Raw genomic sequence first — 24,926 nt, forward strand, 5'->3', positions numbered from 1 at the left:
CCGAACGTCGAAGGATGCCTCAGACGTTGACGCCGAAGTCCTGGGCGATCCCGCGCAGACCGGAGGCGTAGCCCTGGCCGATCGCGCGGAACTTCCACTCGGCGCCGTTGCGGTAGAGCTCGCCGAAGACCATCGCCGTCTCGGTCGAGGCGTCCTCGGAGAGGTCGTAGCGGGCGATCTCCTGACCGCCGACCTGGTTGACCACCCGGATGTAGGCGTTGCGGACCTGGCCGAAGCTCTGCAGCCGGGTCTCCGCGTCGTAGATCGACACCGGGAAGACGATCTTCGCGACATCGGCCGGGACGGCGGCCAGGTTGACCTTGATCGTCTCGTCGTCGCCCTCGCCCTCACCGGTGAGGTTGTCGCCGGTGTGCTCGACCGAGCCGTCGGGGCTCTTGAGGTTGTTGAAGAAGACGAAGTTCGCGTCCGAGGAGACCTTTCCGCCCTCGTTGCACAGCAGCGCGCTGGCATCGAGGTCGAACTCGGCGCCGGTGGTGGTGCGCGCGTCCCAGCCCAGCGCGACGAGAACACCGGTCAGGCCGGGGGCTTCCTTCGTGAGCGAGACATTGCCGCCCTTGCTGAGGCTGACACCCACAGGATCCTCCAAGAATCGGGAGGCACCTCGCGGCACCCCGTAGTGCGGTCCGAGCGCACGTGCGACGGGCCCTCATTCGAGCCAACGGGCCGATCGTAGTGCCGGGTTCCCGCCCGGAGCAGCGCGACGGCCCGGTGTGGCCGCGGAAAGACCGCCACACCGGGCCGTAGGACACGCCGGGCGGTCCAACACGCAGGCGTCAGAGCGCGCCGAGTGCCTTCAGGTACTCCTGCTCGTCCCGGGCGTCCGGCAGGCCGTTGACGATCGACCAGCGCACCACGCCGGCCTTGTCGATCACGAAGGTGCCGCGCACCGCGCAGCCCTTCTCCTCCTGGAAGACGCCATAGGCCTTGGAGACCTCGCCGTGCGGCCAGAAGTCGGAGAGCAGCGGGTACTCCAGGCCCTCCTGCTCGGCGAAGACGCGCAGCGTGAACGGCGAGTCGTTGGAGACCGCCAGGACCTGCACGTCGTCGTTCTGCAGACGCGGCAGCTCGCGCTGGATCGCGCAGACCTCGCCGGTGCAGACGCCGGTGAAGGCGAACGGATAGAACACCAGGACGACGTTCTTCTCGCCCCGGAAGTCGGAGAGCTTGACCGACTCGCCGTGCTGGTTCTTGAGCTCGAAGTCCGGAGCCAGGGTGTCGATCTCGATGGCCATGGTGAGGACCTTTCTCAGCGGTGATCGCGGGGCGATCGCATCGTTACGGCGGGCGCAGCGGCCGACCGCGGCCACATCCTCGCATTCGTTCGGGTCGGTTCCGCCGAACGAGTGAGCAGACCGGAGCCATTCGGGGAAGTTTCGCCCCGGGCGAACACGTTCCCCGGCGGGTCCTCCAGTCGCCCGCCGGACGCGGCAGGGCCCCGCTGGAGGAAGCTCCAACGGGGCCCGGCCGTACATTCCCGGAGAGTCTCAGCGCTTCCCCGACTTGGCCGCCTTCGGGGTGGCAAGGCGGGTGCCGGCCCAGTCCTTGGCAACCGTGACCGAGCTGGTCTGGGAGAGCCCGGCGGTCTGCGCGGCATCATTGATCTCATGGGCCTCGACGTGCCCGTCACGGCCCGTCTTGGGCGTGAGAAGCCAGATCAACCCACCATCGGCCAGGTACTCCTGGGCGTCGACGAGGGCATCGGTGAGATCCCCGTCCTCCTCGCGGTGCCACAGCACGACGGCGTCGGCGACATCGTCGTAGTCCTCGTCGACGAGCTCCGCACCGGTGATCTCCTCGATGCCCTCGCGGAGATCCTGGTCACTGTCTTCGTCGTACCCGAGCTCCTGCACAATCTGGCCGGGCTCGAAGCCCAGTCGGTAAGCCGGGTTGGACTTGTCCGCGGGGTCCGCGGTCGCGCTCACGGGAATAACCTCCAGTATTCGGCCTGGCATCGGCGCCAAGGCTGTGGCCGTAGTCCACACGGGAGCGGCGGTTCGCGCAAGTACCCGACCCCCGATCCCACCCAAAGGTTGACGTGTCGTGGCAAGACACGCCGATTCCTGTGGTGGGAATCACACCGATTTGCCCTTTTGCTGACCGTTCGCCCATGCTGCGGATGACCTTGGCCCGGCGGCCTCCCCCCAGGCCGCTCTGCCCGCGATACGAACGGCATTCGAGTGCAACGCGATCACGGGCGTAGAGTCTCCTGTTGGCCCTCACCCCGGCCACCCGCCATCGGGCGGACGGGGAGCCTGAAGGCCTGGAGCACCTGGACATCCAGGTACCGCAGGCAGAGCAGGTACAGGTCGGACCACCTCTTCGTATCACCCGGTGGTGCGCGGGCGGGCAACGATGCCCCAACGCACGCCTCCTGACCGATTCACCCCCTGGGTGAAACGGTTACCCATCGGTAGAGATGACGGATCTCCGAGTTGCGGTACACGATGGAGGCGGCGCGACACACCTCTAGTTTCGACCGACAGTGAAGGAACAGCGTGGCTTCCGGATCCGATCGCAACCCGATCATCATTGGCGGCCTTCCGAGTCAGGTCCCGGACTTCGATCCCGAGGAGACCGCGGAATGGCTGGAGTCGCTCGATGCGGCCATCGACGAGCGGGGCCGTGAGCGTGCCCGCTACCTGATGCTCCGCCTGATCGAGCGCGCCCGCGAGAAGCGTGTCGCCGTGCCCGAGATGCGCAGCACGGACTACGTCAACACCATCGCCACCAAGGACGAGCCGTTCTTCCCCGGCAACGAGGAGATCGAGCGCAAGGTCCTGAACGCGACCCGCTGGAACGCGGCCGTGATGGTCTCCCGGGCGCAGCGCCCGGGTATCGGCGTCGGTGGCCACATCGCCACCTTCGCCTCCTCCGCGTCGCTCTACGACGTGGGCTTCAACTACTTCTTCCGGGGCAAGGACGCCGACGGCGAGTCCGGCGACCAGATCTTCTTCCAGGGCCACGCCTCCCCCGGCATCTACGCCCGCGCCTTCCTGCTGGACCGGCTCAGCGAGCAGCAGCTCGACGCGTTCCGCCAGGAGAAGTCCAAGGCGCCGTACGGCCTCTCCAGCTACCCGCACCCGCGGCTGATGCCGGACTTCTGGGAGTTCCCGACCGTCTCGATGGGCCTCGGCCCGCTCGGCGCGATCTACCAGGCGCGGATGAACCGGTACCTGGAGCACCGCGGCATCAAGGACACCTCGGCCAGCCACGTCTACGCCTTCCTCGGCGACGGCGAGATGGACGAGCCCGAGTCGCTCGGCCAGCTCTCGCTGGCGGCCCGCGAGGGCCTGGACAACCTCACCTTCGTGGTCAACTGCAACCTGCAGCGCCTCGACGGCCCGGTCCGCGGCAACGGCAAGATCATCCAGGAGCTGGAGTCGCAGTTCCGCGGCGCCGGCTGGAACGTCATCAAGCTGATCTGGGACCGCAGCTGGGACCCGCTGCTGGCGCAGGACCGCGACGGCATCCTGGTCAACAAGCTCAACTCGACCCCGGACGGCCAGTTCCAGACCTACGCCACCGAGTCCGGCGCCTACATCCGCGACCACTTCTTCGGTGGCGACCTGCGGCTGCGGGCGATGGTCGAGAACATGACCGACCAGCAGATCCAGCACCTGGGCCGCGGCGGTCACGACCACGCCAAGGTCTACGCGGCGTACAAGGCGGCTCGCGAGCACAAGGGCCAGCCGACCGTGATCCTCGCCCAGACCGTCAAGGGCTGGACGCTGGGCCCGAACTTCGAGGGCCGCAACGCGACGCACCAGATGAAGAAGCTGACGGTCGAGGACCTGAAGCGCTTCCGCGACCGCCTGCACCTGCCGATCACGGACAAGCAGCTCGACGAGGGCTACCCGCCCTACTACCACCCGGGCAAGGACTCCGAAGAGATCCAGTACATGCACGACCGGCGCGAGGAGCTGGGCGGCTACATGCCGACCCGCAAGGTGCGCCCGCGCCAGCTGGAACTCCCGGGCGACGACGCGTACAAGGCCGTCAAGAAGGGCTCGGGCAACCAGACCATCGCCACCACCATGGCGTTCGTCCGGGTGCTCAAGGACCTGATGCGGGACAAGGGCATCGGCAACCGCTTCGTGCCGATCGCGCCGGACGAGTACCGCACCTTCGGTATGGACTCGCTCTTCCCGTCGGCGAAGATCTACAACCCGCTCGGCCAGACCTACGAGTCGGTCGACCGCGACCTGCTGCTCGCCTACAAGGAGTCGCCGAGCGGCCAGATGCTGCACGACGGCATCTCGGAGGCCGGCTGCACCGCCTCGCTGATCGCCGCCGGTTCGTCGTACGCCACGCACGGCGAGCCGCTGATCCCGGTCTACGTCTTCTACTCGATGTTCGGGTTCCAGCGCACCGGCGACCAGTTCTGGCAGATGGCCGACCAGTTGGCGCGCGGCTTCGTGATCGGCGCCACCGCCGGCCGCACCACCCTCACGGGTGAGGGCCTGCAGCACGCCGACGGCCACTCGCAGCTGCTCGCCTCGACCAACCCGGGCGTCGTCGCGTACGACCCCGCGTACGGCTTCGAGATCGCGCACATCATGCAGGACGGCATCCGCCGGATGTACGGCTCCACCGCCGAACACCCGCACGGCGAGGACGTCTTCTACTACATGACGGTCTACAACGAGCCGATCAAGATGCCGGCCGAGCCCGAGAACGTCGACGTGGACGGCATCCTCAAGGGTCTGCACCGCTACGCTCCGGCGACCGCGGGCCAGATCCCGGCCCAGATCCTCGCCTCCGGCGTGGCGGTGCCGTGGGCCCTGGAGGCCCAGCGCATCCTCGCCGAGGAGTGGAACGTGGCGGCCGACGTGTGGTCGGCGACCTCCTGGAACGAGCTGCGCCGCGACGCGGTGGAGGTCGAGGAGTTCAACCTGCTGCACCCCGAGGAGCCGCAGCGCGTCCCGTACGTGACGGCCAAGCTCCAGGGCGCCGAGGGCCCGTTCGTCGCCGTCTCCGACTGGATGCGCGCGGTGCCGGACCAGATCTCGCGCTGGGTGCCGGGCCAGTGGCAGTCGCTGGGCGCGGACGGTTTCGGCTTCGCCGACACCCGTGGCGCGGCCCGCCGCTTCTTCCACATCGACCCGCAGTCGGTGGTGCTGAGCGTGCTCACCGAGCTCGCCAAGCAGGGCAAGGTCGACCGCAGCGCCCTGAAGGAGGCGATCGACCGCTACCAGCTCCTTGACGTGTCGGCCGCCCACCCGGGTGCCGCGGGCGGCGACGCCTGAGTCAACGCATGACCGAGGGCCGGACCCCTTTCGGGGAGTCCGGCCCTCGGGCGTTCACTCGGGCGTCTCGTCGGCCTCCGGTCGGCCCAACTGCCCGGGCAGTGGCGGCCGATGGGCGCGATGATCGGCCCATGAAGGACGAGATCATCGCCAGAGCCCGGTTCCTCCTCACCGACCTCCACCTCCCGCCCGTCGAGGCCAACACCCGCCTCAAGGACTACTTCCCCGAGCTGGAGCTGGAGGAGCGCGCCCGCTACCTCCGCGAAGCCCGCGAACCGCTCCCGGAGGCCACGACGCCGTAGGACGTCAGCTCGTCAGACCTCAGATGTGGACGGCCGGGCCCGCGGCGGTGGTGCCGCGCTTGGTCAGCAGGCCGAGCCCGGCGGCGGCGAGGGCCACCACGGCGGCCACCGAGAAGGCCAGCGACATCCCGCTGACGAAGGACGTGTGCACCGCTCCGGCCATCGCGTGCACCGCCTGCTCGGGTGTGCCGGGGGCGGACGGCGGGGTGATGCCCAGCTGCGCGAGCTGCTTGACCCCGCCGGCCTGCGCGCCCTCCAGCGGCGGCAGCCCGGCCTTCGCCCAGGTGCCCGGCAGCACGTCGCCGACCTTGGCGGCCATCAGCGCGCCCAGCACCGCCGTCCCCAGGCTGCCGCCGACCTGCATGGCGGCCTGCTGGAGGCCGCCCGCCACCCCCGACAGCTCCAGCGGGGCGTTGCCGACGATCACCTCGGTGGCGCCGACCATGACCGGGCTGATGCCCAGGCCCATCAGCACGAACCAGAGCGACATCGGCCCGCTGCCCGAGCCGGTGGTCAGCGTGGACATCCCGTACATCGCCACGGTGGTGAGCAGCATCCCGACCACGATCGGGATCCGCGGGCCGACCTTGCCGATCGCCGCGCCCGCCGCCGGCGCGCCGACGATCATCATGCCGGTCATCGGCAGCAGGTGGACGCCGGCCTGCACCGGCGTCATCCCGTGCACGTTCTGCAGGTAGAAGGTGACGAAGAAGATCGCGCCGAAGAACGCGAAGGCCATCAGCACCATCAGCAGCGCGCCCGCGGAGAGCGGCAGCGAGCGGAACAGGCTGAGCGGGACCAGCGGCTCCTTCGCCTTGGTCTGCCAGAACGCGAAGGCCGCCATGGCGAGCACCGCGCCCAGCAGGAAGGCCAGCGTCCGGGCGTCTCCCCAGCCCCAGGCCGGCGCCTTGATGATGCCGAAGACCAGCATGAACATCGCGGCCGAGAGCAGCACGATGCCGGGGATGTCGAAGGACTTGGCGGCGTTCTCGGCCTTGACGTCCCGCAGGATCCACAGGCCCAGCGCCACCGCGATCAGCCCGACCGGCACGTTGATGAAGAAGACCGACTCCCAGCTGACGTGCTCGACCAGCAGCCCGCCGACGATCGGACCGGCCGCCGTCGAGGCGCCGATCACGCCGGCCCAGATGCCGATGGCCATGTTGAGCTTCTCGACCGGGAAGGCGCCGCGCAGCAGGCCGAGCGCGGCCGGCTGGAGCAGCGCGCCGAAGAGCCCCTGGAGCACCCGGAAGGCGATCACCGTCTGGATGCTGCCGGCGAAGCCGATGGCGGCCGAGGTGGCGGCGAACCCGGCCGCGCCGACCAGGAAGGTCGCCTTGTGGCCGAACCGGTCGCCGATCTTGCCCGCGGTGATCAGGAAGACCGCCAGCGCCAGCAGGTAGCCGCTGGTCACCCACTGGATGTCGGCCGGCGAGGCGTGCAGGTCGGCCTGGATGACGGGGTTGGCGATGGCGACCACGGTGCCGTCCAGCGCCACCATCATGACGCCGACCGCCACCGTCAGCAGGGTCAGCCAGGGGTGCCCCTGGAGGCTGCGGCGGCCGGTGGGCGGCGCGCTGCGCGGTGGGGCGGTGTCCGCCCGCGGAGTGGAAACGTCGGACTGGCTCATCGACAGGGCCTTCCAGCGGTCTGGCGTACGAGGACCCAGGCAGATTATGTCAGCAGCTGACAATCGGCAAACACTGTCTTCTGCTGGCAGCTGCCATCTGACAGAGCGCTATCGTTGACCCATGGCCCCGACCCCCACGGCGCCCACGGCGCCCCCGATGGCACCCGCCGCCGAAGCCCCCAGCCGGCAGGCACTCGGCCTGCGCGAGCGCAAGAAGCAGCGCACCCGGGACGCCCTGGTGGACGCCGCGCACGGCCTCTTCCTCAGCCAGGGCTACGCGCGCACCACCATCGACGAGATCGCCGCCGCGGTGGACGTCTCGCAGCGCACCTTCTTCCGCTACTTCGCCAACAAGGACGAGGTCGCGCTCGCCGTCCTGGCGGACGCCGAGGACTACTTCATCGCGTGCCTGCGCCGGCGCCCCGCCGAGGAGAACCCGCTGCAGGCGATGCGCGCCGCGATCACCGAGTCCTGGCGCGATCTGGGCTGCGAGCCCGCCGACGGCCACCGCAGCGTGACCGCCGCCCTGGAGCTGATCCAGCTGATCGAGAGCACCCCCACCCTGCTCGCCGCCCACCTGCGGCGCACCACCGAGCAGGAGTGCGTGGTCGCCGCCGTCCTCGCCGAGCGCGAGGGCCTGGACGTCGCCACCGACCTGCGCCCGCGCCTGCTCGCCGCGGTCTTCGGCGCGATCCTGCGGGTCTCCCACCTCGCCTGGGGATCGAGCCCGCTGCCCACCGACGACAGCGGCCCGGAAGCGATGATCGCCATCATCGAACGTCATTTCGACCAGCTCGGCCCGGCCCTGGCCGGCGACTGGCACTAGAGCGAACTGCACGAGGGCAGGCCGGCCGTCAACCCCGAGGGCCTGTGAGTGAAGCCACAGTTTGGACCGTCTACATCCCCCGTTCGGACCGAATACGCTGGCCGTCTGTAGTTGGCATTCGCACGACCATCGGGCCCGGCCCGCTTCAAGGTCATGGGTTTCCGAGGGAGTTGACGCGATGCAGCGCAGGCGGCTGAAGCGTGTGCTGATAGGCGTTTTCGCGACGTGCGCGGTCCTGGCGGACGCCGGCGCGGCCGCCGCGCAGGCCGCCGCGTCCAACGAGCAGGTCGCGATCACCACACCGCCGGCCGGCAGCGCGGCCTGGGTCGCGGACCACTCGCTCGGACGGACCCTGCCCGATCCCGCCACCGCCGACCCGGCCACCGTGGCGGCCTTCTTCGCCGCACTCAGCCCCGCCCAGCAGGACCGGCTGGCCACGGAGTACCCGCTGGTCGTCGGCAACCTGGACGGCGCGCCGCTCGCGCTGCGCTACCGCGCCAACGCCGAGGCGCTGGGCCAGGAGCGCGACCGCGCCCGGGCACAGGCCGCGGACACCAAGCTGGACTCCACCACCCGCGCGCTGGCCGTCTCACGCGCCAACGACACCCAGAACCTGCTCTCCCCCGGCCGGCAGATCCTCGCCTTCGACCCCGCGCGGCCGCGGGCTGGTCAGCGAGGTCTTCGGCGACCTGGCGAGCGCCCAGCGCGTCTCGGTGATCGTCCCCGGCTCGGACACCGACCTCGGGCACTTCGACCGCAGCGTCGACCCGCTGCGCTCCCCCGCCGGGATGGCCCGCGCGCTGCGAGCCGAGGAGCAGCGCCAGTCGCCCGGCACCCGGACCGCTGTGATCGCCTGGACCGGCTACGTCACGCCGGTCGGCCTCGGCCCCGACGCGGTCACCTCCCGGCTGGCCAACGCCGCCGCCCCCCGGCTGCTGCGCCTGCTGGACGGCCTGAAGCTGACCAGCAGCCCGGTCGCCCCGCCGGCCCTGCTCTGCCACTCCTACGGCTCGGTGGTCTGCGGGACCATCGCGCCCGAACTGCGCGGCCCGACCACCGACATGGTGGTGCTGGGCAGCCCCGGGATGGGCGTGCAGAGCGCGGCGGAGCTGGGCACCGGCGTGCACGTCTGGGCCACCCGCAACCCCACCGACTGGATCGGCGACGTCCCGTACCTGGAGGTCGGCGGGCTCGGCCACGGCGCCGACCCGACCAGCGCCGACTTCGGCGCCGAGGAGATCTCCTCGGCCGGCGCGGCCGGCCACGTCGGCTACTTCACCGACGGGACGGCCAGCCTGCACAACTTCGCCGCCATCGCGCTCGGCGGCTACCAGTCGGTCACCTACCGGACCAACTGAGCCCCGAGCGCCCGGCTACTCGCGAGCGGCCGAGGTGCTGCTCATGTCGGGGTAGCGGGCGCCCTCGACCTCGGCGGCGATCGGCTCCAGCGCGGCGAGCTCGGCCTCGGTCAGCCGCAGCGTGGCGGCCGCGGTGTTCTCGGCCAACCGGGTGCGCTTGCGGGTGCCGGGGATCGGCACCACGGTCAACCCGTGCACGTCCGCGCGCTGGTGCACCCAGGCGAGCGCGACCTGGGCGGTGCTGACCCCGCGCGCGGCGGCGATCTTCTGCACCGGCGCGATCAGCGCGGCGTTGGCGGCCGCGGCGTCGCCGGTGAAGCGCGGCTGGTGGCGGCGGAAGTCGTCCGCGGCCAGCTCGCCCGCATTCGCGAAGGCACCGGTCAGGAAGCCCCGGCCGAGCGGCGAGTACGGCACGAAGGCGACGCCGAGCTCGGCCGCCGCGCCCACCGCGCTGGCCTCCACGTCCCGCGAGAAGAGCGACCACTCGGACTGCAGCGCCGCGATCGGGTGCACCGCGTGCGCCTCGCGCAGCTCGGCGCCGGTGACCTCGGAGAGCCCGAGGTGGCGCACCTTGCCCGCCTGGACCAGCTCGGCCATCGCGCCGACCGACTCGGCCAGCGGGACGGCGGGGTCGCGGCGGTGCATGTAGTACAGGTCGATCACGTCGATGCCCAGCCGGCGCAGCGAGGCGTCCACGGCGGAGCGGATGTACGCCGGGTCGTTGCGGATGCCCCGGTAGTGCGGGTCGTCGGCCTTGCGCTCGATGGAGAACTTGGTGGCGAGCACCACCTGGTCCCGGTGGGCGCGGACGAAGGGGCCGATCAACTCCTCGTTGGCGCCCGAGCCGTAGACGTCGGCGGTGTCGAAGAGGGTGACCCCGGCCTCCAGCGCGGCCTCCAGGGTGGCCAGCGCCTCACTGGTGTCGGTGGGACCGTAGAACTCGCTCATACCCATGCAGCCGAGGCCCTGGGCGCCGACCAGCGGACCCTGGGCGCCGAGCCGGACGGTGGGGAGCTTGCCGGTGTTGCTCATGCGGAGTGCTTCTTCCCTGAGTAGAGGTCGATCTTGTAGTCGAGGACGGCGAGCGTCGCGTGCAGGTCGGAGATCTTCTGCCGGACCTCCTCGCGGTGCGCTAGCAGCAGTTCGCGCCGCGCTTCCATCGTCTGGTCGCCGGCCCTGGCCAGTTCCACGTAGCGGAGCATGTCGGCCACCGACATACCGGTCAGCCGCAGCTTGCCGAGGAACTCCAGCCGGGACAGGTCGGCGTCGCAGTAGCGGCGCTGGCCGGAGTGCGAGCGGTCCACCGGGTCGAGCAGGCCGATCCGCTCGTACCAGCGCAGGGTGTGCGCGGTGAGCCCGCTGACCGCGGCGACCTCGCTGATCGAGTGCCGTGGCGTGTGGTCCAGCGACTGAACGGCGGTGATCATCCCGCTAACCCCCTGAGGTCCTGGCGACGTGAGAACGACGCTACTGAGTTGGAGTGCACTCCAAGCAAGCCTGCCACTCGGCCGCCCCGGCGCACCGCACTAGAGTTCCCCCATGCAGAGCTTGCGGATGATCGAGGACTGGCCGGTACCGACGGCGGCCACGGCGGTGGTGCGCGGCGCGGACGGCGCGCTGCTGGGCGAGAACGGGCCCCAGGAGCACCCGTTCCCGCTGGCGTCGGTGACCAAGCTGCTCAGCGCCTACGCGGCGCTGGTCGCCGTCGAGGAGGGCGTCTTCGAGCTCGACGACCCGGCAGGACCGCAGGGCTCGACCGTGCGCCACCTGCTGGCCCACACCTCGGGGCTGGCCTTCGACGAGCACCGCACGATGGCCGAACCCGGCACCCGGCGGCTCTACTCCAACGCCGGCTTCGACGTGCTCGCCGAGACGCTGGCCAAGGCGTCCGGCATCCCGTTCGCGCAGTACGCCGCCGAGGCGGTCTTCCAGCCGCTGGGCATGGCGTCGACCTTGATCGACACCACGCACCGCACGCCGGCCGGCGCGGGCGGCGTCTCCACCGTGGCCGACCTGGTGCGCTTCGCGGCCGAGCTGCAGGCGCCGCGGCTGCTGGACGCCTCGACGGTGGCCGGCGCGACCCGCGAGGTGGCCTTCCCCGGCCTGAACGGCGTGCTGCCGGGCTTCGGGCACTGCAAGCCGAACGACTGGGGCCTCGGCTTCGAGATCCGCGGCCAGAAGTCGCCGCACTGGACGGGCCTGACCAGCTCGCCGGAGACCTTCGGGCACTTCGGCCAGTCCGGCACCTTCCTGTGGGTGGACCCGGTCGCCGGCGCGGCCTGCGTCGCGCTGACGGACCGTGACTTCGGGCCCTGGGCGGCCGAGTCCTGGCCGGAGTTCACCGACGCGGTGCTCGACGAGCTGCGCGGCTGAGCCGCTGAGCCGTTCAGCCGTAGCGCAGCGGTGAGTGCATCTCCCAGAGCAGCAGCTCGGCGCCGTCCGGCCCGGCGGTCGGGTCGGCGAAGGCCGAGCCGGTGATCCGCACGCTGTCCCCCGGCTCCAGCGAGCGCCCGGCGCCCTGCGGGCCGGGGACCGTGCGGTAGCCGAGCGCGCCGGCGGTCAGGTGCGCGTAGCGGTACGGCGCCTGCGGCAGCTCGGGCAGCGGCTGCCAGGGCCCGGCGGTGACCAGGTGCAGCGCGGCGTCCGAGCGGCGCAGCCGCAGGGCGGGCGTACCGGCGTCCCGGGCGAGCCCGGAGGCGAGCAGCACGCAGTCGTCCGGGCCCGGCGCCACCCGGCGCAGCCCGTAGGACGGCGGCGTGTCGAAGATGTCGGGTTGCAGCCACATCTGGATGAATCTGACCGGAACGTCGGCCCCGCCGACGTTGCGCTCCGTATGCGTCACCCCGCTGCCCGCGCTCAGGTGCTGGACCATGCCGGGGCGGACCACCCCCGCGTGCCCGTCACCGTCCCGGTGGGCGAGCGCGCCCTCCAGCACCCAGGTGAGGATCTCCACGTCCCGGTGGCGGTGCGCCTCGAAGCCCGCGCCGACGGCCAGGCTCTCCTCGTTGCAGGCCAGCAGGGCTCCGAAGTGCGTGTTCTTCGGGTCGTAGTGGCCCGAGAAGGAGAAGGCGTGGCGGGTCTCGATCCCCTCGGCGGGGGTGGAGCGGTAGCGCTCGGCGGTGCGGCGCAGGTCCGCCCGGGGGCGTCCGCGCTCGGTCTCAAGGTCGGTCACAGCCACTCACCGTATCGGGTGTGACCGGCACCACCGAGCCCATCCGCGGGGGGTGTGCAGCAAAGACCCGGCGCCGTGAGGCAGTCTTGTCCCTGTGCCAGCCCCCTCAGCCCCAGCATCGAACGACCAGAACCCGCCCCGCGCGAAGCGGCCCGCCAAGAGACCCGCCGCCGGCCCGACCGCCGTGGAACGACGGCTGGCGGCCGAACGCGCCGAGTTGCGGGCCGCCACCCTCAAGCGGTTGGAGAAGTCGGCGGGCAAGCTGGCCACCGCGGCGATCTCGCGGATGGACGACCAACTCGGCTGGTACCGCCGGATGCCGCCCGAGCACCGCTCCTGGATCGGCCTGGTCGCCCAGGCCGGCATCGCGGCCTTCACCGAGTGGTACCGCCACCCCGACGCCCCGCAGGCGATCAGCACCGACGTCTTCGGCACCGCGCCGCGCGAGCTGACCCGGGCGATCACATTGCGCCAGACCGTCGAGCTGATCCGCACCACCATCGAGGTGATGGAGGAGGCGATCCCCGAGGTCGCGGCGCCCGGCGACGAGGAGGGCATGCGCGAGTCGGTCCTGGTCTACGCCCGCGAGATCGCCTTCGCCACCGCCCAGGTCTACGCCCAGGCCGCCGAGGCCCGCGGCGCCTGGGACGCCCGTCTGGAGGCACTGGTCGTCAACTCGCTGCTCTCCGGGGACGCGGACGAGGGAGTGCTGTCGCGCGCCGCCGCCCTCGGCTGGGGACAGCCGAGCCAGGTCCGGGTGGTGATGGGCAGCGCCCCGGACGGCGACAGCGAGGCGGTGGTCGAGGCGATCCGGCGGGCCGCCCGCTACGCCCGGCTGCATGTGCTGACCGGCGTGCTGGGCAAGCGACTTGTGGTGGTGGTCGGCGGCGAGAAGGAGCCGGTGCACGCCGCCCGCGCGCTGATCGGCCAGTTCGCCCCCGGCCCGGTGGTGGTCGGCCCGACCGTCAACGACCTGCTCTCGGCCACCCGCTCCGCCCACGCGGCGGCAGCCGGGCTGAAGGCCTGTGCGGCCTGGCCGGACGCTCCGCGCCCGGTCCTGGCGGACGATCTGCTGCCCGAGCGCGCGCTGGCCGGAGACCTGGTGGCGCGACGTCAGCTGGTGGAGGAGATCTACACACCGTTGGACGAGGCAGGTTCGGCACTGCTGGAGACGCTGAGTGTCTTCCTGGAGCAGGCCTCCTCCTTGGAGGGCGCCGCCAGAATGCTCTTCGTCCACCCCAACACCGTGCGCTACCGGCTTCGTCGTGTGACTGACGTCACTGGCTACGCCCCTTCGGACGTGCGTTCGGCGTTCACTCTGCGCATCGCGCTCGCCTTGGGCCGACTGGAGTCCGGCGCCGAGCAGGGTTGACGGCCTGTAGGGATTCCACAATCCGACGTACTTATCTTCGTTACCGTCGCCTACCCGCCCACGGGCGCCTGGCGAGAGAGGGTTGAACCGTGCTCGTAATCGTCGCCCCTGGACAGGGTGCCCAGACTCCCGGCTTCCTCAACCCCTGGCTCGAGCTGGACGGCGTAGCCGCCCAGCTGGCCGAGTGGACCGAGGCGGCCGGCCTCGACCTGGCGCACTACGGGACCGAGGCCTCGGCCGAGGAGATCAAGGACACCGCCGTCGCCCAGCCGCTGCTGGTCGCCGCCGGTCTGATCACCGCCGGGGCGCTCTTCCCCGGCCAGGACGAGGCCGTCAAGCGGATCGGCGCGCTCGCCGGACACAGCGTCGGTGAGATCACCGCCGCGAGCATCGGCGGCGTGCTGAGCGCCACCGACGCGCTCACCTTCGTCCGCGAGCGTGGCCGCGCGATGGCCGAGGCCGCCGCGGTCACCGCCACCGGCATGATCGCCGTGCTCGGCGGCGACCCCGAGCTGGTGGCGGCCAAGCTGGCCGAACACGGCCTGACCGCCGCCAACAACAACGGCGGCGGCCAACTCGTGGCAGCCGGCACCCTGGAGCAGCTGGAGGCCCTGCGGGCCGACCCGCCGGCCGGCTCCAAGCTGATCGCCCTCAAGGTGGCCGGCGCGTTCCACACCGAGCACATGGCCCCCGGCGTGCAGCGCCTGGCCGAGCTCGCCCCCAGCCTGACGGTGGCCGACCCGCTGGTCAGCTACGTCTCCAACCGGGACGGCGAGGTCGTCCAGTCCGGCGCCGAGGTGCTGAGCCGCCTGGTCGCCCAGGTCTCCAACCCGGTCCGCTGGGACCTGTGCATGGAGACCCTGGGGCAGCTCGGCGCGACCTGCGTGATCGAGATGGCTCCGGCCGGCACGCTGACCGGCCTGCTCAAGCGCAACCTCAAGGGCGTCGCCACGCTGGCCCTGAAGACCCCCGCCGACCTCGACAAGGCCCGAGCCCTGGTGGCCGAGCACGCCGAGGTGGGCGCATGAGCAACGTCCGGATCCAGCCGACCACCGGTGCCGCGTACGCGCGGATCCACGGTGTGGGCGGCTACCGGCCGGTCCGGGTGATCCCGAACTCCGAGGTGCTTGAGTGGATCGAGTCCTCGGACGAGTGGATCCGGACCCGCAGCGGCATCGCCGAACGGCGCTGGGCGGGCCCGAGTGAGACCGTCGCCGAGATGTCGGTGCAGGCCGCCGGCAAGGCGATCGCCCAGGCCGGCATCGACGCGGCCCGGATCGGCGGCGTCATCGTGGCCACCGTCTCGCACTTCAAGCAGACGCCGGCCATCGCCACCGAGATCGCCGAGCGGCTCGGCTGCGGCACCGCACCCGCCTTCGACATCTCGGCGGCCTGCGCCGGCTTCGGCTACGGCCTCTCGCTGGCCGACGGCATGATCCGCGGCGGCAGCGCCGAGTACGTGCTGGTCATCGGCGTCGAGCGGCTGAGCGACCTGACCGACCCGCACGACCGCTCCACCGCCTTCATCTTCGGCGACGGCGCCGGCGCGGCCGTGGTCGGCCCCTCCGACGAGCCGGGGATCGGCAAGATCATCTGGGGCTCGGACGGGTCGCAGAAGGACGTCATCACCCAGACCGAGGCATGGGACACCGCCTTCGCCAAGCCGGACGCCATCAACGGCGTCGGCGCGGAGCAGAAGTGGCCCGCGCTGCGGATGGAGGGCCAGACGGTCTTCCGCTGGGCGGTCTGGGAGATGGCCAAGGTGGCCCAGCAGGCGCTGGACGCCGCCGGCGTGACGGCCGACCAGCTCGGTGCCTTCATCCCCCACCAGGCCAACATGCGCATCACCGATGCCATGATCAAGGCCCTCAAACTGCCCGACTCGGTGCCGGTCGCCCGCGACATCGCCGAGACCGGGAACACCTCCGCCGCCTCGATCCCGCTCGCCATGGAACGCATGTTGGAGAGCGGCGAGGCAAAGAGCGGAGACCTCGCCCTGATCATCGGCTTCGGGGCGGGTCTGGTCTACGCCGCGGCAGTCGTTACCCTCCCATAGGCACCGTTACACGCCTTACGGACCATTACTCGGCGTCATGCACCCGCAGGACGTCATCACCACTGAATGAGGAGCAGCCACTATGGCTACCAAGGACGAGGTCCTGGAAGGTCTCGCCGAGATCGTCAACGAGATCGCCGGTATCCCGGCCGAGGACGTTGAGCTCGACAAGTCGTTCACCGATGACCTGGACGTCGACTCGCTGTCCATGGTCGAGGTTGTCGTCGCCGCTGAGGAGCGCTTCGACGTGAAGATCCCGGACGACGAGGTCAAGAACCTCAAGACGGTCGGCGACGCGGTGGACTACATCCTCGCCCAGGCCTGATCACCTTCCGGTGGGGGCGGCCGATCCGCCGCCCCCACCGGGCCCCTTCCCGGCCGGCCACCGCCTGCTCACGTGAGAGAAGAAGAACCAGTGACCGCTGAAAACCGCACCGTGGTCGTCACGGGTATCGGCGCCTTCACGCCGCTGGGCGGCGACGCCGCCTCCAGCTGGGAGGGCCTGATCGCCGGCCGTTCCGGCGTGGCCGCGCTGACCGAAGAGTGGGCTGCCGACCTGCCGGTCCGGATCGCCGCACGCACCGCCGTGGAGCCGAGCGAGATCCTGCCCCGCCCGCTCTGCCGCAAGCTGGACCGCTCGGCGCAGTTCGCGCTGATCGCCGCCCGCGAGGCCTGGGCCGACGCCGGCTTCGACGTCCCGGCCACCGACGAGTCCTCCAAGATCCTCCCCGAGCGCCTGGGCTCCGTGATCGCCTCCGGCATCGGCGGCGTCACCACCCTGCTCGACCAGTACGACGTGCTGAAGGAGAAGGGCGTCCGCAAGGTGTCTCCGCACACCGTGCCGATGCTCATGCCCAACAGCCCCTCCGCCAACGTGGGTATCGAGGTCGGCGCCCGGGCCGGCGTGCACACCCCCGTCTCCGCCTGTGCCTCCGGCGCCGAGGCGATCGGCTACGCGATCGAGATGATCCGTACCGGCCGCGCCGACGTCGTGGTGGCCGGCGGCACCGAGGCGGCGATCCACCCGCTGCCGATCGTCGCCTTCGCCAACATGATGGCGATGTCCAAGAACAACGACGCCCCGCAGCACGCCTCGCGCCCGTACGACAAGGCCCGCGACGGCTTCGTGCTGGGCGAGGGCGCCGGCGTGGTGATCCTGGAGTCCGCCGAGCACGCCGCCGCGCGCGGCGCCCGGGTCTACTGCGAGGCGGTCGGCCAGGGCCTCTCCTCGGACGCCCACCACATCGCGCAGCCGGAGCCCACCGGCTCGGGCGTGGCCCGCGCGCTGGCCCACCTGTTCGAGTCCACCGACCTGGACAAGGCCGAGGTGGTGCACGTCAACGCGCACGCCACCTCGACCCCGCAGGGCGACATCGCGGAGATCAAGGCGCTGCGCAAGGAGCTCGGCGAGCACCTGGACCACGTCGCCGTCTCCGCCACCAAGTCGATGACCGGCCACCTGCTGGGCGGCGCGGGCGGCATCGAGACCGTGGCCACCGTGCAGGCGCTCTACCACCGGCTGGCGCCGCCGACCATCAACCTCGACGACGTCGACGACGAGGTGGACGCGGACATCGTCCGGATCGAGGCCCGCGAGCTGCCGCAGGGCCGGATCGCCGCGCTGAACAACTCGTTCGGCTTCGGCGGCCACAACGTGGTGCTGGCCTTCCGCAGCATCTGACGCACCGTACGAAGCGGGCAGCTCCCCCGGGCCGGGGGAGCTGCCCGCTTTCGCGTCACGGCGTCACACCACCTGGTGCAGCCAGCGCACCGGCGCGCCCTCCCCCGCGTAGCGGAACGGCTCCAACTCGTCGTCCCACGGCTTGCCGAGCAGCCGGGAGATCTCGGCCTCCAGGTTCCCGCCCTCGTTGCGGGCGCGCAGCAGCACCGCGCGCAGCCGGTCCTCCGGGATCAGGATGTCCCCGTGCATACCGGTGACGGCGTGGAAGATGCCCAGGCTCGGGGTGCTGCTGTACCGCTCGCCCTCGGCCGTGGCACAGGGCTCGCTGGTCACCTCGTAGCGCATCAACTGCCAGCCGCGCAGGGCCGAGGCCAGCCGGGACGCGGTGCCCGGCTCCCCCTGCCAGGAGAACTCGGAGCGCCAGTGGCCGGGCGCGGCCGGCTGGCGGATCCAGTCGAGGCTGACCCGCACGCCGAGAACGCCCGCCATCGCCCATTCGACGTGCGGGCACAGCGCGCGGGGCGCGGAGTGGATGTACAGGACTCCACGTGTCGTCACCGGGACCTCCAGGCTGTGGACGAGGGTCGCCTTCCCCAGCTGCCTCGTGCCCGTGGCCGGTTGGTCCTGAGCGTCACATGGCGGTTTGCTGCCCGTTTGTCACTCTGGTCAATCGACATTAGGTAACTAACTTGCTCAAAACGGACAGGCTTCAACCATGGTAGTCAGTTCCGCAGGGAGGTCTACCCCTGATCGGGATCTCTCCCCCGAACGGCCCCATCCACTGCCGGTGTGGCGGTGCGGCCACGCTATCGCGCCGAGCCGGAGCCTGTCTGACGGTCGGTCGGAACAGGCGCAAAAACGCGCCCCCAGGGTCGCGCGGAGCAACGCCGCGCGCCCCTGGGGGCCTTGAGCTTGACGATCACTCAGAAAGCGAGCTGGACCACCATCTTGCCGGTGTTGTCACCGCGCAGCAGGCCGATGAAGGCCTCGGGGGTGTTCTCGACGCCGTCCACCACGGTCTCGTCGTAGCTGAGGCTGCCGTCCTTCAGCCAGCCGGCCATCTCGGCGACGAACTGCGGCTGCAGCGCGGCGTGGTCGCCGACCAGCATGCCCTGCAGGCGCAGCCGCTTGCCGATGGCCAGCGCGAGGTTGCGCGGACCGGCGGGCGGCGCGGTGTCGTTGTACTGCGCGATGGCGCCGCACAGGGTGGCCCGGCCGTGCACGTTCAGCGCGCCGATCGCGGCCTCCAGGTGCTCACCGCCGACGTTGTCGAAGTAGACGTCGATGCCGTCGGGGGCGATCTCGGCCAGCTGCTCGCGGACCGGTCCGTCCTTGTAGTTGAAGGCGGCGTCGAAGCCGTAGTCGTCGACCAGCTTGGCGACCTTCGCCGCCGAACCGGCCGAACCGACCACCCGGGAGGCGCCCTTGAGCCGGGCGATCTGGCCGACCAGCGAACCGACCGCGCCGGCCGCGCCGGAGACGAAGACGACGTCGCCCTTCTTCAGGCCCGCCACCTCCAACAGCCCGGCGTAGGCGGTCAGTCCGGGCATCCCGAGGACGCCCAGGTAGTAGGAGAGCGGGGCCAGCTCCGGGTCGACCTTGACGGCGGCCTTGGCCGGCACGGTGGCGTACTCGCGCCAGCCGGCGCCGTGCAGCACGGCGTCGCCGACCGCGATGCCCTCGGCGTTCGAGGCGACCACATAGCCCACGGCGCCGCCGTCCATCGGTGCGCCGAGCTGGAACGGCGGGGCGTAGGACTTGATGTCGTTCATCCGGCCGCGCATGTACGGGTCGACCGAGAGGAAGGCGTTGCGGACCAGGATCTCGCCCGGCTCGGGGCGTCGCACCGGCGCCTCGACGAGCTCGAAGTCGGTCGGTACCGGCCAGCCGTCGGGCCGGGCCCTGAGGTGCCACTCGCGGGCGGTGGTCGGCACGGACTGCTCTGCCATCGGTGTGCTCCCTGTTCTCTGATCCACGTTCTCTGGTCAACCTGGAAGGTTGACTTACTGAAGCAACCATGGACATGAAAGGTTCAGCTTGTCAAATATTCAGGTAGGCTCTGCGGCATGTCGAACCCACCCGTTCCCGCGACAGCCGACGACCTGACGCGGGAGGTCGTCGACCTGATGGCGGGCCTGGTCGCGCTCTTCCACCGGGAGTACGAGGAGGCCGCGGCCGCCCGCTCACTCACCGGGGCGCAGGCCAAGGTGCTCGCGCTGCTGCGGCGCGGGCCGATGCCGATGCGGCACATCGCGCAGACGCTGGGCTGTGAGCCGTCGAACATCACCGGCATCGTGGACCGGCTGGAGAACCGCGGATTCGTCACCCGGGAGGCCGATCCGCAGGACCGCCGGGTCAAGCTGGTCGCCGCCACCGAGGCCGGCGAGGCGGCCTCCGACGAGCTGCGGAAGTCCCTGAACTTCGCCCGCGAGCCACTGGCCACCCTGGACGAGGCCGAGCGCGCCACGCTGCGCGACCTGCTCCGCCGCATGCTCACCGGCGCCGCTCAGGGCTGAGCGATCCTCAGGTCTGCCCGGCGCAGCGCTGCCAGCAGAGCCGCCCGGCCCAGAGCAGCCCGCCGTAACCGGCCGCGACCCCGACCATCGCCCCGTACGCGGCCGACGGCAGGCTCTCGAAGCCGAGCCACTCGCCCAGCCAGGTCGCCGGCAGCAGCAGGCCGCCCACCGCGAGGGCCCCGGCCGCGGCCCACACCGTGCGCGGCGGCCGGATACCCGCACTGCCCAGCCCGTAGAGCAGCGGCAGCGCCAGCGCCTGGGTCACCAGGTTCTCGCCGAACCAGGCGGTGTGGAACATCCCCGCCGCGTCCGGCACCGAGAACCCCCTGGTCACCCGGTTCATCGCCTCGAACATCACGATGTCGCCGGCGGAGTTGAGCAGCCCGAAGAGGACGGCGAAGAGCGCCAGCGAGCCCCAGCGCAGCCGCACCGGCGAGCTCCCGGCGCGGGCGTCCCTGCTGCTGACCGCGAACGAGAGCTGGGCCGCGTCGAAGCACAGGTTCTGCACCAGCACCTGCACCGGCAGCATCGGCAGGAAGGGCAGCAGCACGCCGCCCGCCAGCATCGAGACCGCGTTGCCCAGGTTGCAGGAGAGTGCGATCCGCAGGTAGGCGGCCACGTTGGCGACGGCGGAGCGGCCGATCGTCAGCGCCCGGCCGAGCGAGGTCAGATCGCCCTCGCGCAGCACCACGTCGGCCCACTCGCGGGCCGCGCCGACCGCCGTGCCGGCGCTGATCCCGACGTCGGCGGCGCGCAGCGCGGCGATGTCGTTGACGCCGTCGCCCAGGAAGCCGACCGTACGGCCGTCCTGGCGCAGCGCCTGCACCGCCCTGGCCTTCTGCTCCGGGGTGCAGCGGGCCAGCACCGAGGCGCCGCGCACCGCCTGCGCCAGCAGGCCGACCGTGCCCTCGGCGACCTCCCGGGCGGCGAGCGCGTCCAGGTCACTGCCGAGCAGCACCGGTCCCGGCGCCAGCCCGAGCCGCCCGCAGAGTCGCACGGCGGTGCGCGGATGGTCCCCGGTCACCACCTTGACCGCGACGCCGGCCGACGTCAGCAGCGCCATCGCGTCGGCCGCCGAGTCGACCGGCTCGTCCTGCAGGCCTACGAAGCCCAGCAGCGTCAGCTCGTGTTCGTCCGCCGGACCGTAGCCGCCCAGCCGGGGCGCGAGCTCGCCGCGGGCGACCGCGAGCAGCCGCAGCCCCTCCCCGGCCCGGCGCGCCACCAGCTGCTCCAGCGCGGCCCGCCTGTCCGCGTCCAGCGGCCGGGTGGCGCCCGGCCCGGTGCGCACCTCGGTGCAGCGGGCCAGCACGGCCTCCGGGGCGCCCTTGAGCACCAGGACGTGCCGGCCCGCCTCGCGCAGCAGCACCGAGGCGCAGCGCCGGGACGCGTCGAACGCGATGGTGTCCAGCACCGCGGGCGCCGGGCCGTCGAGCAGTCCGGACAGCTCGGCGGCGTCCAGCAGCGCTTCGTCCGCCGGATCGAAGGCGCTCGGGTCCGCCTGGTCGAGCGCGGCGTCGGCGGCGATCGCGGCCCAGCGCAGGGCCAGCGGATCGGGGTGGTCGGCAGGGTCGAGCGAGACCGCCACGGCGAGCGTCGCCGTGGTCAGGGTGCCGGTCTTGTCCACGCACAGCACGTCCATCGCGCCCAGCTCGGAGACCGCCGGAAGCCGCCTGACCAGCAGGTTCCCGCCCGCCAGCCGCTGGCTGCCGCGTGCCAGGACGGTGCTCAGCACCAGCGGCAGCAGCTCCGGGGTGAGCCCGACGGCCGCCGCCACCGCGAACGGCAGCAGCCCCGCGCTCCAGCCGTGCAGCAGGGTGTCCGCGCCCACCGTCAGCGGCACCGCGGCGAGCATGAAGGCGATCAGCGCCCAGACCGCCCGCCGCACCCCGCGCTCGACGGCGGAGCGCCCGGCGCCGACCTCCGGAGCCCACAGGTGCGCGGCGCCGAAGCAGGTCGCCTCACCGGTGGCCAGCACCACCGCGGTGGCGCTGCCCGCGACCACCCGGCTGCCGGTGAAGCAGAGGTGCGGCTCGTCGAAGGGCCCTCCGGGCGCGGCGGCCGACGGCGCGTCCGGGGCCAGCCGCCCGACCGGCTCGCTCTCGCCGGTGAGCGCCGACTGGTCGATGACCAGCCCCTCACTGCGCAGCAGCCGCAGGTCGGCCGGGACGGCGTCCCCGCAGGTCAGCCGGACCATGTCGCCCGGGACCAGCTGGTCGGTCGGGATCTCGCGGGCGAGCGGCAGGTCCTGCAGTTCGGCGCGGCGCAGCACGGTGGCCGTGCCGGGCAGCAGCTCGCGCAGCGCGCGCATGGCCAGTACCGAGCGCCGCTCACCGAGGAACCGCAGCAGGCCCGCGGCCAGCACCAGGGAGCCCAGTATCGCGCTGCTGCCCAGCGAGCCGATCACCGCGCAGACCAGCGCCAGGCAGGCGAGCAGCACGGTGAACGGGTCGCGCAGCGCGTTCAGCACGCGGCGGGCCACCGGCGGCTCGCGGCGCGGCAGCACGATGTTCTCACCGTGCAGGGCGAGGCGGGCTTCGGCCTGCGCCTCGGTCAGACCGCGCGGGGAGGAGTCGACCGCGCGCAGCACCTGGAGGCGGCTCAGCCGGGCGGAGCGCTCCCACCCGGCGGGCTCGGCCCGCGCCGGGAGGTCGGCGGGCTCGGTTCGCCGGGATCCCGGGAGCGCTGCGAGGCGTGCCCCGTTCTCAGGCACCGCTGCCCCGCAACCGGTGCGGCTCGGCGCCGAACCCGGGATCGTCCAACTTCTCCACCATCAGCCGTACCAGCGTCGCCACCTGCGGATCGTCCACGCCGTAGACCTGGCGACGGCCCTCGCGGCGGTTGGAGACCATGCCCGCCAGCTTGAGCTTGGCGAGGTGCTGGCTGACGGCCTGCAGGGTGCCGCCGACCCGTTCGGCGAGCGTGCCGACGTCCGCCTCGCCCTGGCTGAGCACCCAGACGATGTGCAGCCGCATGGTGGAGGCCAGCAAGCCGAAGGAGGCCGCCGCCTGCTGCAGAATCTGCGGGGAGGGGTCGTCGTGACCGGCCCAGCCCGTCATCCGTACCGCCCTCTCCCTAGCTGTTCCCGGAGGTCCCCGGTGCTGTGAACCAGCCGTGGAGCCGTTGGACGAACTGATCTGCGAACCAGCTCATGAGGGGGCTCAGTGTAGCCGCGCGGTCTTCGGCCGCGAAGGGGCCCGTGGAATGCGGGGCATCGCAAACGTGCGAGAATTCGCCGGTCCACGATGACGCGCTGTGGGGAGATCACCGTGATAGGCAGCCTGCGGGCCGAGGGGCGGCGCGGCGCCGACCGCCGCCGCAACCTCGAACTGGCCCTGGTGGCGTTCGCCGTCGTGGTCTCGCTGTTCGGCTACATCGACGCCGACCTCGCGCTGAACAACAAGCTCCCCCCGGGCCTGCTGGTCTACGGGGTCAGCTTCTCGCTGCTCGCGCTCGTCCTGCACCTCGCGGTACGGCAGTTCGCGCGCTACGCGGACCCGCTGATCCTGCCGTGCGCGGTGCTGCTCAGCGGCCTCGGCCTGGTGCTCCAGCACCGGCTCGACGAGTCGTACGCGATCGTGGACTCCGGCGACTTCCAGAAGATTCCCTCGGCGCCGTCCCAGGTGATGTGGCTCTTCATCGCGTCCTTCGCGGCGATCGGGCTGCTCGCGCTGGTCAAGCACCACCGGTTCTTCCAGCAATATGTCTACATCCTGATGGTCGGCTCACTGGTCCTGCTGGCCGCGCCCGCCTTCTTCCCCGGTGACACCTTCGGCGCCAAGCGGTGGATCAAGCTGCCCGGCGTCTCGCTGGAGCCGGACGAGTTCGTCAAGCTCGCCATCGTGATCTTCTTCGCCGGCTATCTGACGGTCAGCCGCGACGCGCTGGCGCTGGTGGGCCGCAAGGTCTGGGGCATGAGCCTGCCGCGCGGGCGCAACCTCGGCCCGGTGCTGGCGATCTGGGCGGTCAGCCTGCTGGTGCTGATCTTCGAGCGCGACCTGGGCACCTCGCTGATCTTCTTCGGCGTCTTCGTGGTGATGCTCTACGTCGCCACCGAGCGCACCAGCTGGATGATCCTCGGCGTGCTGATGGCGGTCGGCGGAGCCGTGGTGGTCGGCAGCCTGGAGCCGCATGTGCACGGCCGAGTGGAGGCCTGGCTGCACCCGCTGGACTACTACAAGCCGGTGCACGACGCCTCACTGAGCTCGCCGCAGTCGGCGCAGGCGCTGTTCAGCTTCGGCAGTGGCCATCTGCTGGGCACCGGCCTCGGCCAGGGACGGCCCTGGATGATCGGCTTCGCCGGGCGCAGCGACTTCATCTTCACCACCGTCGGCGAGGAGCTCGGCCTGGCCGGGGTGACCGCCGTCGTGCTGGTCTACACGCTCTTCATCCAGCGCGGCCTGCGCACCGCGATCTCGCTGACCGACCCGTTCGGCAAGCTGATGGCCACCGGTCTGGCAGCGGCCCTCGCGCTGCAGGTCTTCGTCGTGGTGGGCGGCGTCACCGGGCTGATCCCGCTGACCGGCAAGGCCCTGCCGTTCCTGGCCGCCGGTGGCTCGTCCACCGTCGCGAACTGGCTGCTCACCGCCCTGATGATCAAACTCAGCGACGCCGCGGGCCGCAGCACCCTGGACCCGGATCCCGAGCCGAGCGGCGCCCTGGCGCCGGCCGCCGTCTGACCTCCACCGACGATCCCGCGGCCGACCGACACCCGGTTGGCCGCGGTGGCGGAGTTTGCCATCCGCCCAA

The 24,926-nt window shown here is 71.6% G+C and carries 23 protein-coding genes; 12 read left to right on the forward strand and 11 right to left on the reverse strand.

Annotated elements, in window-relative coordinates; genetic code table 11:
* Positions 1-19 precede the first annotated feature (19 nt).
* The 3 genes from P3T34_RS12975 to P3T34_RS12985 all read right to left on the reverse strand — a co-directional run bounded on the left by P3T34_RS12975 (position 20) and on the right by P3T34_RS12985 (position 1,943).
* Complete coding sequence (locus tag P3T34_RS12975; RefSeq protein WP_280666189.1) at positions 20-595, reverse strand: TerD family protein; 576 nt, start codon at positions 593-595, stop codon at positions 20-22.
* Between the two features lie 199 nt (positions 596-794).
* Positions 795-1,253 carry a peroxiredoxin gene (locus tag P3T34_RS12980; RefSeq protein WP_280666190.1) on the reverse strand — a complete coding sequence of 153 codons (459 nt, stop codon included), beginning with the start codon at positions 1,251-1,253 and terminating at the stop codon, positions 795-797.
* Positions 1,254-1,505: 252 nt separating this feature from the next.
* Positions 1,506-1,943 (reverse strand): DUF3052 domain-containing protein, encoded by a 438-nt coding sequence (locus P3T34_RS12985; RefSeq protein ID WP_280666191.1) that lies wholly within the window; start codon positions 1,941-1,943, stop codon positions 1,506-1,508.
* A gap of 573 nt (positions 1,944-2,516) precedes the next feature.
* On the opposite strand from P3T34_RS12985, the gene aceE reads away from it, so the two are divergent.
* Together aceE and P3T34_RS12995 are read left to right on the forward strand one after the other, a co-directional pair.
* Positions 2,517-5,267: a pyruvate dehydrogenase (acetyl-transferring), homodimeric type gene (gene aceE / locus P3T34_RS12990; RefSeq protein ID WP_280666192.1), complete on the forward strand. Its 2,751-nt coding sequence runs from the start codon at positions 2,517-2,519 to the stop codon at positions 5,265-5,267.
* 131 nt (positions 5,268-5,398) lie between these two features.
* Positions 5,399-5,569 (forward strand): hypothetical protein, encoded by a 171-nt coding sequence (locus P3T34_RS12995; RefSeq protein WP_280666193.1) that lies wholly within the window; start codon positions 5,399-5,401, stop codon positions 5,567-5,569.
* A gap of 19 nt (positions 5,570-5,588) precedes the next feature.
* Here P3T34_RS12995 and P3T34_RS13000 read toward each other — a convergent pair whose 3' ends face one another.
* On the reverse strand, positions 5,589-7,199 hold the full coding sequence (locus tag P3T34_RS13000) for an MFS transporter (protein ID WP_280666194.1): 1,611 nt from the start codon (positions 7,197-7,199) through the stop codon (positions 5,589-5,591).
* 121 nt (positions 7,200-7,320) lie between these two features.
* Between P3T34_RS13000 and P3T34_RS13005 the strand changes: the two genes are divergently transcribed.
* Positions 7,321-8,025 carry a TetR family transcriptional regulator gene (locus P3T34_RS13005; RefSeq protein ID WP_280666195.1) on the forward strand — a complete coding sequence of 235 codons (705 nt, stop codon included), beginning with the start codon at positions 7,321-7,323 and terminating at the stop codon, positions 8,023-8,025.
* Positions 8,026-8,714: 689 nt separating this feature from the next.
* Positions 8,715-9,383 carry an alpha/beta hydrolase gene (locus P3T34_RS39915; protein ID WP_348534752.1) on the forward strand — a complete coding sequence of 223 codons (669 nt, stop codon included), beginning with the start codon at positions 8,715-8,717 and terminating at the stop codon, positions 9,381-9,383.
* Positions 9,384-9,398: 15 nt separating this feature from the next.
* Here the strand turns inward: P3T34_RS39915 and P3T34_RS13015 are convergent, their stop codons facing one another.
* Together P3T34_RS13015 and P3T34_RS13020 are read right to left on the reverse strand one after the other, a co-directional pair.
* Positions 9,399-10,415 carry an aldo/keto reductase gene (locus P3T34_RS13015; RefSeq protein WP_280666196.1) on the reverse strand — a complete coding sequence of 339 codons (1,017 nt, stop codon included), beginning with the start codon at positions 10,413-10,415 and terminating at the stop codon, positions 9,399-9,401.
* Positions 10,412-10,810, reverse strand: a complete 399-nt coding sequence (locus P3T34_RS13020) for a MerR family transcriptional regulator (RefSeq protein WP_280666197.1) — start codon at positions 10,808-10,810, stop codon at positions 10,412-10,414. Before P3T34_RS13020 ends, P3T34_RS13015 begins: the two co-directional genes overlap by 4 nt.
* A 112-nt stretch (positions 10,811-10,922) precedes the next feature.
* On the opposite strand from P3T34_RS13020, the gene P3T34_RS13025 reads away from it, so the two are divergent.
* Positions 10,923-11,756 carry a serine hydrolase domain-containing protein gene (locus P3T34_RS13025; RefSeq protein WP_280666198.1) on the forward strand — a complete coding sequence of 278 codons (834 nt, stop codon included), beginning with the start codon at positions 10,923-10,925 and terminating at the stop codon, positions 11,754-11,756.
* A 13-nt stretch (positions 11,757-11,769) separates the two neighbouring features.
* Here P3T34_RS13025 and P3T34_RS13030 read toward each other — a convergent pair whose 3' ends face one another.
* Entirely contained in the window at positions 11,770-12,555 is a 786-nt protein-coding gene (locus P3T34_RS13030) for a pirin family protein (RefSeq protein WP_280666199.1), read from the reverse strand.
* A 196-nt stretch (positions 12,556-12,751) separates the two neighbouring features.
* On the opposite strand from P3T34_RS13030, the gene P3T34_RS13035 reads away from it, so the two are divergent.
* The 5 genes from P3T34_RS13035 to fabF all read left to right on the forward strand — a co-directional run bounded on the left by P3T34_RS13035 (position 12,752) and on the right by fabF (position 17,664).
* Positions 12,752-13,927: a helix-turn-helix domain-containing protein gene (locus tag P3T34_RS13035; protein WP_280672036.1), complete on the forward strand. Its 1,176-nt coding sequence runs from the start codon at positions 12,752-12,754 to the stop codon at positions 13,925-13,927.
* Positions 13,928-14,016: 89 nt separating this feature from the next.
* Entirely contained in the window at positions 14,017-14,955 is a 939-nt protein-coding gene (locus P3T34_RS13040) for an ACP S-malonyltransferase (protein ID WP_280666200.1), read from the forward strand.
* Positions 14,952-15,983 carry a beta-ketoacyl-ACP synthase III gene (locus P3T34_RS13045; RefSeq protein WP_280666201.1) on the forward strand — a complete coding sequence of 344 codons (1,032 nt, stop codon included), beginning with the start codon at positions 14,952-14,954 and terminating at the stop codon, positions 15,981-15,983. The genes P3T34_RS13040 and P3T34_RS13045 overlap by 4 nt, the downstream gene beginning before the upstream one ends.
* An 82-nt stretch (positions 15,984-16,065) precedes the next feature.
* Positions 16,066-16,308 (forward strand): acyl carrier protein, encoded by a 243-nt coding sequence (locus P3T34_RS13050; protein ID WP_280666202.1) that lies wholly within the window; start codon positions 16,066-16,068, stop codon positions 16,306-16,308.
* A 90-nt stretch (positions 16,309-16,398) separates the two neighbouring features.
* Complete coding sequence (gene fabF, locus P3T34_RS13055; protein WP_280666203.1) at positions 16,399-17,664, forward strand: beta-ketoacyl-ACP synthase II; 1,266 nt, start codon at positions 16,399-16,401, stop codon at positions 17,662-17,664.
* Between the two features lie 63 nt (positions 17,665-17,727).
* On the opposite strand, the gene P3T34_RS13060 is transcribed toward fabF, so the two are convergent.
* Both P3T34_RS13060 and P3T34_RS13065 read right to left on the reverse strand, forming a co-directional pair.
* Entirely contained in the window at positions 17,728-18,222 is a 495-nt protein-coding gene (locus P3T34_RS13060) for a DUF3145 domain-containing protein (RefSeq protein ID WP_280666204.1), read from the reverse strand.
* Between the two features lie 365 nt (positions 18,223-18,587).
* Complete coding sequence (locus tag P3T34_RS13065) at positions 18,588-19,613, reverse strand: NADP-dependent oxidoreductase (protein ID WP_280666205.1); 1,026 nt, start codon at positions 19,611-19,613, stop codon at positions 18,588-18,590.
* Positions 19,614-19,730: 117 nt separating this feature from the next.
* Here P3T34_RS13065 and P3T34_RS13070 point away from each other — a divergent pair, with 117 nt between their 5' ends.
* Positions 19,731-20,180: a MarR family transcriptional regulator gene (locus P3T34_RS13070; protein ID WP_280666206.1), complete on the forward strand. Its 450-nt coding sequence runs from the start codon at positions 19,731-19,733 to the stop codon at positions 20,178-20,180.
* A gap of 7 nt (positions 20,181-20,187) precedes the next feature.
* Here P3T34_RS13070 and P3T34_RS13075 read toward each other — a convergent pair whose 3' ends face one another.
* Positions 20,188-22,890, reverse strand: a complete 2,703-nt coding sequence (locus P3T34_RS13075) for an HAD-IC family P-type ATPase (protein ID WP_280666207.1) — start codon at positions 22,888-22,890, stop codon at positions 20,188-20,190.
* On the reverse strand, positions 22,883-23,236 hold the full coding sequence (locus P3T34_RS13080) for a metalloregulator ArsR/SmtB family transcription factor (protein WP_280666208.1): 354 nt from the start codon (positions 23,234-23,236) through the stop codon (positions 22,883-22,885). Before P3T34_RS13080 ends, P3T34_RS13075 begins: the two co-directional genes overlap by 8 nt.
* 210 nt (positions 23,237-23,446) lie before the next feature.
* On the opposite strand from P3T34_RS13080, the gene P3T34_RS13085 reads away from it, so the two are divergent.
* Positions 23,447-24,856: an FtsW/RodA/SpoVE family cell cycle protein gene (locus P3T34_RS13085; RefSeq protein WP_280666209.1), complete on the forward strand. Its 1,410-nt coding sequence runs from the start codon at positions 23,447-23,449 to the stop codon at positions 24,854-24,856.
* Positions 24,857-24,926 lie beyond the last annotated feature (70 nt).

The organism is Kitasatospora sp. MAP12-44 (assembly GCF_029892095.1).
Classification (GTDB): Bacteria; Actinomycetota; Actinomycetes; order Streptomycetales; family Streptomycetaceae; genus Kitasatospora.